Genomic DNA, 13,641 nt, shown 5'->3' on the forward strand with positions numbered 1-13,641 from the left:
CTCTTATTGCTCTGATATCTCAACGGATTATACGCCTCGATCCTCATTTAAGTAAAGGGGGTAATAGGTCATACAGGAATCCATGCCTAGTTCAAATGACTTTTGGTTTGAGCAAAAGCTTCACGTTTAGCGCTACCAAATTATGCTTTGCGCTTTTTCTTTCTTACTCTCATGATGAAGGTAAAGATCGCCGCAAATACGACCACACCTACGATAAACAAATCAATATCTTGCTCAAACATAAACCACATTTTGTGTTCTAAGTTTACTTGTTGTTTTGGTGGAAAGCCTTCCCCGAATAGTTCAGTTGCTTGATTAATATTGTTCATTTCGATGGTTGAACTGCACGGACTACTACTTAATTCACCATCCACTTCGCTAAAGTATATTAAGTATTTGTTACCTTCCTTGAAATCAAATCCCCATGTGAAGTTAGTTGCAATAATTAGTTGAGAGTCAACTTCAGTATTCCAACTCCTCTCAACTTCCACTAAAATATATCTAATTTTCTCTTTGGTCCCCGTAAATCCCTCTTGCTTCAAGTCGACCTTTACTTGCTTTATTTCACCATAAACAGCTCCATCATATATTTCTAACTCTTCTTGGGGGCTTCCCGATTCAACACATGACAAAGCGTTAACATCTTGTGCATTTGAGATAAAGAACACGCTAGATATAAAAAAAATTAACGTGATTATACGAAGCTTCAGTTTTTCCACCTTCTTCTCATAATGTTAATTGGTACATCTATATTGACCTGTTTAACAGGAAAAATGTTGCATTTTCCCTGGCCGTTAGGTGAATGAACAAAGAAGCAACCAATCGGACACAATTGTTTGCTCCATTTGTCTTTATTAAGTTATTATTCAAGACTAATCTAAAAGAAATAAAACTAAGATATTTTTCTTACAGCAAACCATAACTCAACAAAATTCAGTCCATCTTTAACTCCAGTAATTTCAAATTCCATTCCGTCGACCTGTTCATATCCTGTAGTAGGAAGCCATTCAGAAAAGAATCGTCTATATAAGGTTTCAATGGTTGCATCGAATTTATCCCATGTAAAGGGATCAGAGGAAAAGATCGCCCACGTATGTGCTGGTATCGTTATACTTGTGTAACCATCGGGTTTACTTGTTTCACCTTTAAATACACCCAACATGTATGGGAAAGTATCTTCCCCAGTTTTTTTGTAGCTACACACAGCATGCACTTTATGATAATTCGAATTCAAAGAGTTCGGTAGATCACCGGCATTTGTAGCAAGTCTTTCAACCTCGCCATTTTCGTGGCTTTGCTTCCATAATTCTGCTGGTGTCTCTACTCCGTTTAATTGAAACACTTTCTCAATTCCAAATATTTCGAAAGATTCTTTTGTTTCGATACGATAGTTCATAGGCTCTTCCCCTTTAATTGAGATAAGGAAGGAAAGCCGAGGATAGGCTTTGAGAGCAGTCCCTTCTTCACGAGCCATCGCTGGATTAACACCATGCAATGATTGAAAAGCTCTTGCGAATGATACCGGTGATTCATACCCATACTTTATGGCAATATCAACAACTCTCCTATCACTATTCTGCAATTCAATTGCAGCGAGAGTCAGCCGTCTTCTTCGTATATATTCCGCAAGTGAAACATTGGTAATGAACGAGAACATCCTCTGAAACTGATGTGAAGAACAATATGCACATTGAGCAATTTCCTTCAACTCGATCTCGCCGACCAAGTTCATTTCAATATAATCCAATGCTCGATTCATCCTCATAAGCCAATCCATCTCATCCCTCCTCTCAACAAAAGTATAGTTTCGTTAGGTTTTCGTATCGCAACTATTTGTGCGCAATTAAGTTTCGTATCCGTCGAAAGATATTATGTTGTAAATATCCTGTCCGTTAGCTTTGGCTTTTTAAGTCCCGTATTTCTTTTCCCATTCTTCACTCCATTTTTGAAAACTTTTCCCCGTTACTTCTTCCAATGTTTTTCCATCCAATGAATATGGTGCCCCATCCATTGCTGTATTCGGGAAGGATGTTCCCCCTATAACTTTGCCTTCACAAAGTAATATTGAAACTTTGGATTTACTATCGTCAAACGTTCCCAGAGGATGGTTTGTTACTGTAAAGCTATATACCGATATTTCCATTCCGAAATACTGTTCGGGTTCTACTTTTTGAACCCCCCAGGCCTGTCTATATGGTATCGTTTCCGTTATCCCGTAGAGTAGTTTATCTTTGTTTAGAGTGTATTTCTGAACTTGACCATCGTACGAAGAAATTTTATAACCTTTTGCCTTAACATATTCTGTGGCAGTCTTTTGATCACCTGTAATCGTGAGTTCATCTGTACCCATCATCGTGACCTCGTTATTGCACCCAGCAATGATAAAAAAAACTAGCCCCATTACAATACGGATGGGTTTAAAATACATCAAGTTCCCTCCAATGTGCAGAAGTATATTCATCATTTTGACGATTCGTTCATTAACTAGTTGCGTTATTCTGCCATTACATAAACAAGGAAACAGCCAATTCCTTTGATCGGGAGTTTCCTTGTTTTATTGAACTAATGCTCCTGTTATTTGAATCGCTTTACTTTTCAGTTCCCAATTGGATGTCTTCAAATGGTACGTATTTATTCAGTTCAACTTCTTTATATACGCGTACATAATTGACATCAAAGGTTGGAAAAGGAGCCAATTCCTTAATTGTTAAGAGTTTCATTTCTTCAATTTCAATCTCGTTCAAACCCCAATAGGTTTGCCCCAAGGTTAAATGAGGATGATACTTATCCATTTCAAAGTAAAGGTCTAAAAGTTCTTGTGATGGAGAAATCGCTTTCACCAAATTTCGATGTAACTCGATGACATTGCTCGTTTCAACACTAAGAAATGTAACATCACTTCCAAACGATCCCGGTTCTGATAACGATAATTGAAAACTTGGCATTAAAGAGCATGTCTGTCTCACACTTTCTAACCAATGAAGATCAACGGTAAGACCACCCTGTGCTTTTACAGTGATATGAGGCTCGACTACATCATTAAGACGATTACTTGACCAACGATCACGAAATGCCACAATCTTTTCTTTATAATTATCCGGAGGGGTAATTCCAATGAAGTATTTCATATTACTGTCACATCCTTTAGCAAACTAAATAAATCTTAAAATCAAAAAACAGCCGACCCTTTTAATCAACTGCCGAATGGTGTTCATTTCAGTAACGTTTCACTTTCCTCCAACATGAAACACACCAATTACGGTTTCACCATCCTTGTCATACAGTGGAATATCACGACCATCTGGTGATCTGCTGTTCTGTATCGCAATAGCTTCTTCAGGTGTTTTGGGTTGCTCGCCATCCATGTCTTTTTTCAGCAGATATCCGTCTGTACCATCCACACCAGTAGCCAAGATTAAATCAGGTTCCGTTTCTGGAGAAGTCGCATATGCGGCAGAACCATATGTCTGTCCATTCTTATTTTTCGGATAAAAAGAAGTGATGTGAAATTGATTCATCTTATTTTTAACGTTTGTATATTGGGATAACCCTGAACCACTCGATACACTAATCATAAAAACCGCAAATATCAATAGTATAACTCCATTAGAATACATCTTCACAACTGTTCACTCCCTCATACTTTTGAACTAGCAGAAATTCCAATGAAGAGAAGATGGTTTTCATATAATCACATTTCCTTTCCATCTTTAGAATAATATAACATAGATTCAAAGGAGTAGTTGGAAGTTGAGCGATAATCCTCTAAACTGTCTAACGGTATTGCAGAACTTCACTCTTCGATAACATAAAAAAAACGGACACTGATCTGTGGAGATCAGCGTCCGTTTGTATTTCCATATTATCATTTAAAAGTGTTACTTCACTTCGCCAACAACGGTAAAGCGCTCGTTTTTGTGTTGTGGATTTTCGATCTCATCAACCAAAGCAATCGCATAGTCTGCATAGCTGATGTAGCTGTTGCCTTCGCTATTCACGAGAATAACGTCGTTGCCTGCTTGATATTTGCCGGTGCGTGCACCTTCTGGATTAAAGAATCCAGCCGGGCTCAGGAACGTCCATTGAATACCCGAAGATGCTTGCAGATCCTGCAAGTTTTGGCCTTGGTTCGTTGCAGTTGCTTTGTAAGCATCCGGGAATCCTGGGGATTCAAAGACACGCAATGTTTTGGACTCATCTGTGAACAGGCTTCCTGCTCCACCCACCACGATCAGACGAGTGTTTGGTGCATCTTTCAGGCTGTTGATCAACGCTTGTCCTACTTCCACATGCAGGTTTTCTTTACCAGCTGGAGCACCAAATGCATTTACAACCACATCGAATGCTTTAAGATCTTCAGCTGTAAGATCAAATACATCTTTCTCCAGCGTATTCAGGCTTTTATCTTCCAATTTGGATGCATTACGAACGATTGCCGTTACTTTATGCCCTCTGTCTGCTGCTTCTTTCAAAATTACACTTCCTGCTTTGCCTGTTGCACCAATGATTGCAATGTTCATCATGATCTCTCCTTTAAATTATCGATATTGTTTATATTTGAACTTTATATTGTAACTATAGTTGTTACAACTAAGTTTGTCAACCATGCACAATCAGTACACGCAAAAAAGCCCCTGATATCATGCCCGTGCAAAACGGATACAATTCAGAGGCTATCTATTAAAGGGATTGCAAACTACTTATTTTCAAAACAGAATTGGGAAACCGCTGTAACTACGTTTCTTAACAATCCTTATCCGGCACACCCGCATCTTCCTTCGTACGGAAAGAAGATCCACAGCCACAAGTGGCTACCGCGTTCGGATTATGGATGGTGAACCCACCCGTCATACCGGACTCTTCAAAATCAATTTCGAGACCATCCAGATACTTCAGGTTTTCCTTCTCGACTACAACCTTCATGCTCTGAATATCCATATACAGGTCCTCATCGGACTCTTTATCGTCAAAGCCCATGGCGTACGAAAATCCGGTGCAACCGCCCGGTGCTACGCCAAGACGCAGGAACATACCAGGTGTCTCTTGCTGTGCAAGCATCTCTTTCAATCTGTCAGCAGCCGTTTCGCTGATGTTAATCATGCCAGGTCACTCTCCTTTTTCATATAAAATCATGTTCAAAAAGGGCGCTTTTCAGTACCAAGAAGATGGGATGAAGATAGAAATGGAGTAGCGGAGCGTAGGCAAAACTACGTGAGCAACGGACATTTCGGCTGAATCCCATATTCGACGCTGAGATGCCGCTAGGCATCCTTCGTAATCAAAAGCGGACTTTTTGAACTACCTTTCATTAACTCTTCTTTAAATTATACTCCACCCCGTCAAGGGTCTCAAGTCATGTTTGCCTCTTTCCGCGTTCCCCCTGAACTCCTTTTTCTTCCCAGTGTATTGAACCCCCGCGACACGAGGTTTATAATGAATAGGTGGTCGCACTGAAATGTCGATATTTTGTCATGACTTATTCAGGTGACGATCATATATAGAGTTGTAATTTTTTTCACATTTCGAGACTGTCCGCAGTCCCCAATGCATATAGAGTCACAAGACTCACTTTAATGAAAAAATTAGCTTTACGTACGCAGCACACGCTGCACCGGGTAAATAAGAGTTAGTCCATATAAGAAGGCGGCAGTTGACCGCATCTTTTCTATGTAGTTCTGTATGCAGATCCTACACACAACTCAAATCCGGTTAAGAACAGGAGGAAACAGTATGTCTACATTGGTAACACCGTTCACAGACAAAAGAATGGCTGAAATCGTTGAGAAAGTGCAGAACGGCGTAAGGCTGAACGTAGAAGACGGCGTATATCTGTATGAAACAGATGATCTGCTAACTTTGGGCCAGCTGGCCAATGAGGCCAACTTGCGGAAAAATGGTAAGAAAGTATATTTCATCGAAAACATGAGTCTTTATTTTACAAACGTATGTGAAGCTCACTGCGCTTTTTGTAATTTCCGTAAAGACCAGGGTGAAGAAGGCTCCTATACATTATCCGGTCAGGAAATGATCGATTATGTAGAACAGCATATTCATCCGGGCGTACGTGAGTTCCATATCGTAGGCGGACATAACAACCATGTTCCTTTTCAATATTATGTCGATTCCCTGCGTGCTTTAAACGAGAAATATCCGGATGTTACACTGAAAGCTTACACAGCAGCCGAGATTGATTTCTTCACTCGCATCAGCGGACTCAGTATCAAGGAAGTTCTGCAGGAGCTGCAAAAAGCAGGTTTGAAAACATTGACTGGTGGCGGCGCTGAGATTCTGTCGGATGAATATCGCAAAAAAATGCGTGTAGACAAAGCGAACGTAGATCGTTATCTTGAGGTGCACCGTACTGCTCATAACCTGGGCATGCGTACCCATACAACGATGCTGTATGGATCGATTGAATCCTATGAGGACCGCGTCAACCACATGGTGCAGATCCGTGAATTGCAAGACGAGACCAACGGATTCATGGTCTTTATCCCACTTTCCATGCAACCAAAAAGTAAAAACGCAAGCATTATGCGTCGTAACTCGGCTTATGAGGATCTCAAAACAATTGCGATCAGCCGTCTGATGCTGGATAACATCGATCATATCAAAGCATACTTCATTAACATCGGTCCACAGCTAGCTCAAGTTGCCCTTGGATTCGGTGCTTCGGATGCACACGGTACGATCGTTCGCGAACGGATTAGTCATGCGGCAGGTGCACTCACACCTGAAGGCCTTACACGTAAAGAGCTCATATGGCTCATTAAAGGTGCAGGACGTATTCCAGTAGAACGTGATACGTTCTACAATGAAATTCAAGTGTACGAATAGGATATAACTCCATTCACAACCAATATTGCACCAGCACCACTCCAGAACGCAGCTTTCATTAATAGGGAGACGTTTGAATTCGAGTGGTGCAAAACTGCTGAATAATATCTTCAATTTTCAATATCTACTTTTCAATTATTCAAATCATAACAAAAGGAGCAGCTATGTTATTGCATAGCTGCTCCACAGTTTACAGCCCCATTTCAGTGGGACTGATGCAGAAAGGAAGCCGAGTCATGAAAAATTTCGTCATTCTTGGAGGCGGCTATGGCGGCCTCACCATCATCAAGGAACTTCTGGAGGGTAAAATTCCATCCGATACACAAATTATTTTGGTGGACCGCAGCCCCTTTCAGGGATTAAAGACAGAATATTACGCACTCGCAGCAGGAACCGTATCTGATTATGACCTGCGTATCCAATTTCCAGTGAGCGATAAAGTCACTTACCGTTATGGAGAAGTTACTTCGATTGACCTGGAACAGCGTCAGATTGAATTTGAAGGCCAAGACCCGCTCGTGTACGACAAACTTGTCATTGGACTTGGTTGTACAGACCGTTTCCACAACACACCAGGCGCCGAAGACTACAGCTGTACCATTCAGAGCTTTAGCAAAACACGCGAGACCTACCTGCGCCTTAATGAAGTCAAAGCCTATGGCAATGTGCATATCGTAGGTGGCGGATTAAGTGGTGTCGAGATAGCAGCCGAACTTCGTGAGAGCAGACCGGATCTGAACATCAGCATTTTGGATCGTGGTGAACGTGTATTATCCGCTTTCCCGCAACGTCTATCCGTGTATGTGCATGAATGGTTCAACGAACATCAGGTAGAGACACGCGGGCATATCGCCATTTCACGTGTTGAACCTAACGCCATCTATAACCGGGATGAACAGATTCTAACGGATGCTGTCGTGTGGACTGCAGGCATTCAGCCCGTAAAAGTGGTACAGGATCTGGACGTAACCAAAGACCCTCAAGGACGTGTCGTCCTGAATGAATACTACCAAATCCCGGAATATACCGATGTGTATGTCGTTGGTGACTGTGCCAGTGTACCTTATGCACCTAGTGGTCAAGCTGCGGAAGTACAGGGTGAGCAGATCGCCCATATTCAGCATGCCCTCTGGAAAGGCGAAAAGCCCAATCCACATCCACTCAAGCTTCGTGGCACACTGGGTGCACTCGGCAAGAAGTCTGGGTTTGGGCTGATGGGCAAAACGTCCATGATGGGACGTGTACCTCGTATTTTGAAAAGTGGTGTGCTCTGGATGTCCAAGCGCCATCTCGGTTAGTCGAGATCGAGCTCGTCCCAGACATCGGCTTCGGCAATTTTGGCCAGAATGGCGTTATATAGATCTTCCACTTTGTCCGTGATGACAACTTCACCATTCACCAGTGCAAAAGGAGTCATAGAACATTGGCCGCAGTTGGTGAGGCAGCCGTATTCAATCACGTCATAGTCTGGATTTTCTTCCAGTTGATCCATGACTTCATCTGTGCCAAAATGCATATTATTGGCACAAAATTCAATAATCGGTCTCATATAGGTTCACCTGCTTTGTTTGACCATTTTAATTTGTGGCCATTTGTAATATAATATAGGGGAAAGGAGTTGAAAAAAATGAGCGAAAACGCACAAAGCACCATGTATGATGAAGTAATTGATGTGCTTGACAAACTTCGTCCGTTTCTGCAACGCGATGGCGGTGACGTGGAACTGGTCGACGTGGAAGACGGCATTATTAAGCTGAAACTGGTCGGTGCCTGCGGCAGTTGCCCAAGCTCCACCATTACCTTAAAAGCCGGGATTGAACGTGCCCTTCTCGAAGAAGTTGAGGGTGTACAAGAAGTCGTACAAGTATTCTAATCAATCCTTCACGAAATAAACCTCAAGAGCCTTTCGCTTCGCATGAAGCGGAGGGCTCTTTTTTTGTGTGCATATGCAGAGAGTCCATGTTCACAGTCACCTTGACCCGTTTCCACGTACAATCCTTCAATTCACCTTTTAAGTATCCTCACGCTGTATGGTCGGACGAATCGGATCAAGTCCTCCAGATACATCCATAATGTTGCCTGTTATAAAATCGGAATGATCAAGGCACAGATACGTAATCACTCGTGCAATATCTTCACCGCTGCCTGGACGCCCTCTTGGTGTTTCCTCGTCGATGATGCCTGCCATTTCATCAATCGTTTTCTCTTTGTTCGCACCACGAATGTCACCTGGACATACCATGTTAACCGTAATTCCATACGGGGCTTCTTCAACCGCGAGTGTCTTTGTGAACGAAACCAGACCCACCTTGGCAGCCGCATATACGGCGCGATGAGGCCAAGATCTCGCTTCTCCAGCATGACTGAAGCCAAAATGGATAATGCGTCCCCATTGCTTGCGTCTCATCTCTGGCAATACACGCTGATCCAGTAACATCGGTCCCAACAGATTTCCCTGCACAAGCATCTGGACCTCAGCTTCAGAATAATCCGCAAATAATCGTCGTTCACGGACAAATGGACCTGCGTTATTCACCAAAATATCAATGTTGCCCAGCTTACCTTCCACCTGCTCAACCAATGAAGAGATATCTTCCACCTTGGATATATCAGCCTGGATGGCAATGCACCGCACACCCTTGGCTATAATCTGAGCCTTTAAAGCCTCAGCTTCTGTTCTGCTGTGTACATAGTTCAGGGCAATATGGCACCCTTGATCTGCCAGACTGAGGGCCGTCATTTTACCAAGACCTTTGGCACTTCCCGTTATGAGGGCAATCTTTCCCTTCACGTTCATCCCCCTCTTCAAAGAGCAGTCACTATCCAGTATAAAAGATTTATCGTCCTCCTACAACTCGCTTATCCACAAGGGATTATCCACCTTTAATTCCAAATATATCTTGATTGAAATCAAACACCTATGGTACTGTCGAGGATATAACCCGAAAGGACCTCTACATGAATATGAAGAACAAAAGATGGATATCATTTCTTACACTTTTAATGTTGAGTTTATTCACAATCTCTAGTGCCTTACAGGTATCAGCGGCAAGTGAGAATGAGCAAGCACCTGATGAGTACGATTGGATTACTGGACCAGCATCTGTCTCTCTGGACGGTAAGGCCACCCTGGAAGTCCCTGAAAGCCATTCCTATCTGGATAAGCCCAATACCAAACGATCGATACTTAACAGTGATGGAAAGCCTAATGGGAACGAAATCGGAAGCCTAACCAGCAATAGCGAATTCGGCTCGTGGTATGTAGTTTTCGAGTACGTGAAGACAGGTCATATCCATGATGACGATCAAAATTTGAATGCCGAAGAGCTGTTAAGCAGTTATATCCGAGGCACAGAAGAAGATAACAGAGAACTTGATCCTGAATATAGAACGTACATAACGGGGTGGGAAATCGAACCGGCATATGACAGTACCAAACATCAGTTGGTTTACTCCCTTGGTTTCAAGAATGCTGATCAGCAAGCCATGGTCAATTACAATGTAAAACTCCTGACACGCGAAGGGTACATCACAGCCATTCTGGTTACAGATACGGCCAACTTTCAACAGAGCCGTCAGGCATTCGAGGAAACCGTACTTCATAAGCTTAGCATCAATGCAGGATACACCTACGAGGAGTACAATGCTTCGACTGACAAAACATCCACCATAGGGCTCAACAGTCTTCTGATGGGCGGGATCGGGTACACGGCTTCCCAGAAATTCAGTGCTCTTCTTTTGCTCAAAAAAGGATGGGCGTTGATCCTCGTTGTCGTCCTTGGGTTGATCGGTTGGATCAGATACAAAATAAAAAGCTCACACGGAGAAGAAGAGAAACTCTCTCCCTCCGAGAGGACGTACCTGCAAGAAGCCGATGAACAGCAGTATGCTGATCAGAATGAATTATCCTACTACCTCCAATCTGGGCATCCATCCAACGCGGAGAAACAAGATAAGCCCTAACCCTTCCCTTGTTTATCCCCACGTCAGCACAGATTAGGAAACATAAAATAAGCCGTATATCTCTTCAGAAGAGATATACGGCTTATTCTTAATAGCTTCACATCATACATATTGTGAATTATTCAGTTGCAGGTTCAACTGCACCTTTATAACGTTCTTTGATGAATGTTTTCACTTCTTCGGAGTGCAAAGCAGCAGCCAGTTTTTTGATTGCATCTGCATCCTTGTTGTCCTCACGGGAAACGAGGATGTTTGCGTATGGGTTACCTTGCAGATCTTCGATCAGCAAAGCATCATTCGCCGGATTCAGGTTCGCTTCGAGCGCATAGTTAGCGTTGATAAATACCAGATCCGCTTCATCCAATTGACGAGGCATCATGGCTGCATCCAGCTCGATGATATCCAGGTTCTTCGGATTGGCTGTGATATCTTGAATCGTAGATGTAATATTTGTGTTGTCTTTCAGCGTAATGATACCTTCCTTCGCAAGCAGCAACAAAGCACGTCCACCATTGGATGGGTCATTTGGAATTGCTACTTTTGCGCCGTCTGCCAATTCATCCAAAGACTTAATCTTTTTGGAGTATCCACCAAAAGGTTCAACATGAACAGGTGTTACAGAAACGAGGTTGAATCCACGTTCTTTATTCTCTGTGTCCAGATATGGTTGGTGCTGGAAGAAGTTTGCATCCAATTTTTTGTCAGCAAGTTGCTGATTGGGTTGAACATAGTCGTTGAATGTAACGACTTGCAGACGGATACCTTGTGCTTCCAGTTCAGGCTTGATGCTTTCCAGAATCTCTGCGTGTGGTGTAGGTGAAGCTCCAACTTTCAATTCAACTGTACGAGGTGCACCTGCTGAATTGTCTGCGCCGCTATCGGCGTCCTTGTTGTTTCCGCAAGCTGCGAGAACCGCAATCAACATAAGACTAAGTAGAGCAAAAGACCATTTTTTCATGTGTAAAACCCCTTCTCTAATCATTTTGTCATGTGGCATCTGCATTAATGCATATCCATCATGTTATCTATGTGTTATTTCCTGGTGAAAAATGTAACCAAGCGATCTCCAGCCATCTGGAGAATTTGCACTAGAATGATCATCGACACTACGGATATGATCATAATTTCATTTTGATAACGGAAGTATCCATAGTTGATTGCCAGTGTTCCCAGACCTCCACCGCCAACCATGCCCGCCATCGCCGTATAGGAGACGAGCGTAACAATGGTGATCGTTATACCAGCAAGCAGTCCAGGCAGTGCCTCAGGCAGTAACACCCGTCTTACAATCTGTCCGGTCGATGCACCCATCGACTGTGCCGCTTCAATGACACCACGATCAACTTCTCGCAACGTCGTCTCCACCAAACGAGCAAAATAAGGAGCTGCTGAAATCACCAAAGGAGGTATAACGCCGAGCACCCCCGTAGCTGTACCGACGAGTATACGAGTGAATGGAATAAGAGCAACAATCAATATGATAAATGGGACTGAGCGCAAAATATTCACAATCAGGGATAGTATAGTGTACACTGCCCGTGACTTAATCGAAGCAGATCGGGCTGTCATGAACAGCAGTACTCCGAGCGGTAAACCTAAGATAACGGTAAACAAGCCTGATACACCCAAAATTTGCAGTGTCTCAATGGAGGCTTTACCAACCTCTTCCCAGCGAACTGTTGAAAAATCCATCTAACGAAGCACCTCCACATCAAGTCCCTCAGCGGTTAATTCTGATATCGTCCGATCAATCATTTTTGAATCACCCTCGAACCGAACGGTCAGCTGCCCATAAGGAACCTGTTTGATCGTAGAGATTGTACCTTGCAGGATGGCAAAATCCACGCCTGTCTTACGTACCGTTCTAGACAAAATCGCTTCATACGTTTTGTTACCCAGAAAGGATATCTTCACAAGTTTGGAAGCAGCACCTGCCTGCAATTCAACGCCTGCATTTGCCAGAGCGGTCTCTTCCAGAGCAAGCCCAGCTTCATGGTCACGCATCATGAAGTCCCGCGTGATCGCATGCTGCGGCTTCAGGAACACGTCTGTTACAGGTCCTTGTTCCACAATGCCACCTTGATGAATGACAGCCACCTTGTCACAGATGTTCTGAATGACATGCATCTCATGTGTGATCAGCACAATCGTTAGGTTGTACTTTTCATTAATGTCGAGTAATAACTTCAGGATTGAATTTGTCGTCTGCGGATCAAGTGCCGAAGTAGCCTCATCACAGAGAAGTACATTTGGATCACTTGCAAGTGCTCTCGCAATCCCTACACGTTGTTTCTGGCCACCCGATAATTGAGCCGGATATTTGCTGCTGTGGTGCTCCAGACCAACCAGTGCAAGCATTTCCTTCACTTTGCGATCAATGGCATCCTTGGGTGTATTCACAAGCTTTAGTGGAAAAGCTACATTGTCATATACCGTTGCCGAAGATAACAGATTAAAGTGTTGAAAAATCATCCCGATCTTACGTCTCTGTTGCTGCAATTCGGTTTTGCTCAGTTCAGTCAGGTTGATTCCGTCGACCCATACCTCACCCTCCGTAGGCCGTTCCAGCAAATTAATGCAGCGAATCAATGTGCTTTTGCCCGCTCCGGAATGGCCAATCACACCGTAGATTTCACCCTTTTGGATGCTCAAATTCAGCTCGGATAACGCTGTTGTAGATTTTGCCCCTTTGCCGTACGTTTTCGTTAAACCTTTTAATTCAATCAATCGCACTTGCCCCTTTCCAACCACCTACATGTATCTTTACCCGATCTAAAGGAAAACTCCCCTTAAGTACAAAAAAAGAGCCCTTTGCAGATACAAAGAGGGCTCTTCACGTGA

Annotated in this window: 16 protein-coding genes; 4 read left to right on the plus strand and 12 right to left on the minus strand. The window is 43.2% G+C overall.

The window, feature by feature from the left end; genetic code table 11:
• Positions 1-140 precede the first annotated feature (140 nt).
• The 7 genes from MHI48_RS25150 to MHI48_RS25180 all read right to left on the minus strand — a co-directional run bounded on the left by MHI48_RS25150 (position 141) and on the right by MHI48_RS25180 (position 5,100).
• Complete coding sequence (locus tag MHI48_RS25150; protein WP_405142125.1) at positions 141-719, minus strand: hypothetical protein; 579 nt, start codon at positions 717-719, stop codon at positions 141-143.
• Positions 720-892: 173 nt separating this feature from the next.
• The gene (locus MHI48_RS25155) at positions 893-1,777 is read right to left on the minus strand and encodes an AraC family transcriptional regulator (RefSeq protein ID WP_339195412.1); all 885 of its coding nucleotides are present in this window, start codon (positions 1,775-1,777) and stop codon (positions 893-895) included.
• A 129-nt stretch (positions 1,778-1,906) separates the two neighbouring features.
• Positions 1,907-2,428 (minus strand): hypothetical protein, encoded by a 522-nt coding sequence (locus tag MHI48_RS25160; RefSeq protein WP_340907015.1) that lies wholly within the window; start codon positions 2,426-2,428, stop codon positions 1,907-1,909.
• A 160-nt stretch (positions 2,429-2,588) separates the two neighbouring features.
• On the minus strand, positions 2,589-3,128 hold the full coding sequence (locus MHI48_RS25165; RefSeq protein ID WP_405142128.1) for a 2'-5' RNA ligase family protein: 540 nt from the start codon (positions 3,126-3,128) through the stop codon (positions 2,589-2,591).
• 99 nt (positions 3,129-3,227) lie between these two features.
• The gene (locus tag MHI48_RS25170; protein ID WP_143781132.1) at positions 3,228-3,575 is read right to left on the minus strand and encodes a hypothetical protein; all 348 of its coding nucleotides are present in this window, start codon (positions 3,573-3,575) and stop codon (positions 3,228-3,230) included.
• Positions 3,576-3,878: 303 nt separating this feature from the next.
• Positions 3,879-4,520, minus strand: coding sequence for an NAD(P)-dependent oxidoreductase (locus tag MHI48_RS25175; RefSeq protein WP_076319814.1), 642 nt, complete (start codon positions 4,518-4,520; stop codon positions 3,879-3,881).
• A 223-nt stretch (positions 4,521-4,743) separates the two neighbouring features.
• A complete protein-coding gene (locus tag MHI48_RS25180) occupies positions 4,744-5,100 on the minus strand; it encodes an iron-sulfur cluster assembly accessory protein (RefSeq protein ID WP_036605753.1) in 357 nt (118 codons plus the stop codon).
• Positions 5,101-5,730: 630 nt separating this feature from the next.
• On the opposite strand from MHI48_RS25180, the gene mqnE reads away from it, so the two are divergent.
• A complete protein-coding gene (gene mqnE / locus MHI48_RS25185; RefSeq protein WP_047841294.1) occupies positions 5,731-6,837 on the plus strand; it encodes an aminofutalosine synthase MqnE in 1,107 nt (368 codons plus the stop codon).
• A 236-nt stretch (positions 6,838-7,073) separates the two neighbouring features.
• Positions 7,074-8,135, plus strand: coding sequence for an NAD(P)/FAD-dependent oxidoreductase (locus MHI48_RS25190; RefSeq protein ID WP_036605751.1), 1,062 nt, complete (start codon positions 7,074-7,076; stop codon positions 8,133-8,135).
• Here MHI48_RS25190 and MHI48_RS25195 read toward each other — a convergent pair.
• The gene (locus MHI48_RS25195) at positions 8,132-8,386 is read right to left on the minus strand and encodes a YuzB family protein (RefSeq protein ID WP_036605750.1); all 255 of its coding nucleotides are present in this window, start codon (positions 8,384-8,386) and stop codon (positions 8,132-8,134) included. The genes MHI48_RS25190 and MHI48_RS25195 overlap by 4 nt on opposite strands.
• A gap of 78 nt (positions 8,387-8,464) precedes the next feature.
• Between MHI48_RS25195 and MHI48_RS25200 the strand changes: the two genes are divergently transcribed.
• Positions 8,465-8,710: a NifU family protein gene (locus MHI48_RS25200; RefSeq protein WP_017692412.1), complete on the plus strand. Its 246-nt coding sequence runs from the start codon at positions 8,465-8,467 to the stop codon at positions 8,708-8,710.
• A 138-nt stretch (positions 8,711-8,848) separates the two neighbouring features.
• On the opposite strand, the gene MHI48_RS25205 is transcribed toward MHI48_RS25200, so the two are convergent.
• Positions 8,849-9,628: an SDR family oxidoreductase gene (locus MHI48_RS25205; protein WP_036605749.1), complete on the minus strand. Its 780-nt coding sequence runs from the start codon at positions 9,626-9,628 to the stop codon at positions 8,849-8,851.
• A gap of 212 nt (positions 9,629-9,840) precedes the next feature.
• Between MHI48_RS25205 and MHI48_RS25210 the strand changes: the two genes are divergently transcribed.
• Entirely contained in the window at positions 9,841-10,800 is a 960-nt protein-coding gene (locus MHI48_RS25210; protein ID WP_405142131.1) for a DUF2167 domain-containing protein, read from the plus strand.
• A gap of 118 nt (positions 10,801-10,918) precedes the next feature.
• On the opposite strand, the gene MHI48_RS25215 is transcribed toward MHI48_RS25210, so the two are convergent.
• The 3 genes from MHI48_RS25215 to MHI48_RS25225 all read right to left on the minus strand — a co-directional run bounded on the left by MHI48_RS25215 (position 10,919) and on the right by MHI48_RS25225 (position 13,527).
• On the minus strand, positions 10,919-11,758 hold the full coding sequence (locus tag MHI48_RS25215) for a MetQ/NlpA family ABC transporter substrate-binding protein (RefSeq protein WP_076319818.1): 840 nt from the start codon (positions 11,756-11,758) through the stop codon (positions 10,919-10,921).
• 74 nt (positions 11,759-11,832) lie between these two features.
• Entirely contained in the window at positions 11,833-12,492 is a 660-nt protein-coding gene (locus tag MHI48_RS25220) for a methionine ABC transporter permease (protein WP_036673326.1), read from the minus strand.
• Positions 12,493-13,527 (minus strand): methionine ABC transporter ATP-binding protein, encoded by a 1,035-nt coding sequence (locus tag MHI48_RS25225; RefSeq protein WP_405142134.1) that lies wholly within the window; start codon positions 13,525-13,527, stop codon positions 12,493-12,495.
• Between the last annotated feature and the right edge of the window lie 114 nt (positions 13,528-13,641).

Origin of the sequence: Paenibacillus sp. FSL H7-0942 (assembly GCF_045040715.1) — a bacterium.
GTDB classification, from domain to species: Bacteria; Bacillota; Bacilli; order Paenibacillales; family Paenibacillaceae; genus Paenibacillus; species Paenibacillus amylolyticus.

Bases quoted from the DNA above. Each gene is read 5' to 3' on its own strand.
- MHI48_RS25195 (WP_036605750.1), bottom strand. From the start codon at position 8,386: ATGAGACCGATTATTGAATTTTGTGCCAATAATATGCATTTTGGCACA.
- MHI48_RS25155 (WP_339195412.1), bottom strand. From the start codon at position 1,777: ATGGATTGGCTTATGAGGATGAATCGAGCATTGGATTATATTGAAATG.
- MHI48_RS25210 (WP_405142131.1), top strand. From the start codon at position 9,841: ATGTTGAGTTTATTCACAATCTCTAGTGCCTTACAGGTATCAGCGGCA.
- MHI48_RS25160 (WP_340907015.1), bottom strand. From the start codon at position 2,428: ATGTATTTTAAACCCATCCGTATTGTAATGGGGCTAGTTTTTTTTATC.
- MHI48_RS25200 (WP_017692412.1), top strand. From the start codon at position 8,465: ATGAGCGAAAACGCACAAAGCACCATGTATGATGAAGTAATTGATGTG.
- MHI48_RS25190 (WP_036605751.1), top strand. From the start codon at position 7,074: ATGAAAAATTTCGTCATTCTTGGAGGCGGCTATGGCGGCCTCACCATC.
- MHI48_RS25215 (WP_076319818.1), bottom strand. From the start codon at position 11,758: ATGAAAAAATGGTCTTTTGCTCTACTTAGTCTTATGTTGATTGCGGTT.
- MHI48_RS25180 (WP_036605753.1), bottom strand. From the start codon at position 5,100: ATGATTAACATCAGCGAAACGGCTGCTGACAGATTGAAAGAGATGCTT.
- MHI48_RS25220 (WP_036673326.1), bottom strand. From the start codon at position 12,492: ATGGATTTTTCAACAGTTCGCTGGGAAGAGGTTGGTAAAGCCTCCATT.
- MHI48_RS25170 (WP_143781132.1), bottom strand. From the start codon at position 3,575: ATGATTAGTGTATCGAGTGGTTCAGGGTTATCCCAATATACAAACGTT.
- mqnE (WP_047841294.1), top strand. From the start codon at position 5,731: ATGTCTACATTGGTAACACCGTTCACAGACAAAAGAATGGCTGAAATC.
- MHI48_RS25175 (WP_076319814.1), bottom strand. From the start codon at position 4,520: ATGAACATTGCAATCATTGGTGCAACAGGCAAAGCAGGAAGTGTAATT.
- MHI48_RS25165 (WP_405142128.1), bottom strand. From the start codon at position 3,128: ATGAAATACTTCATTGGAATTACCCCTCCGGATAATTATAAAGAAAAG.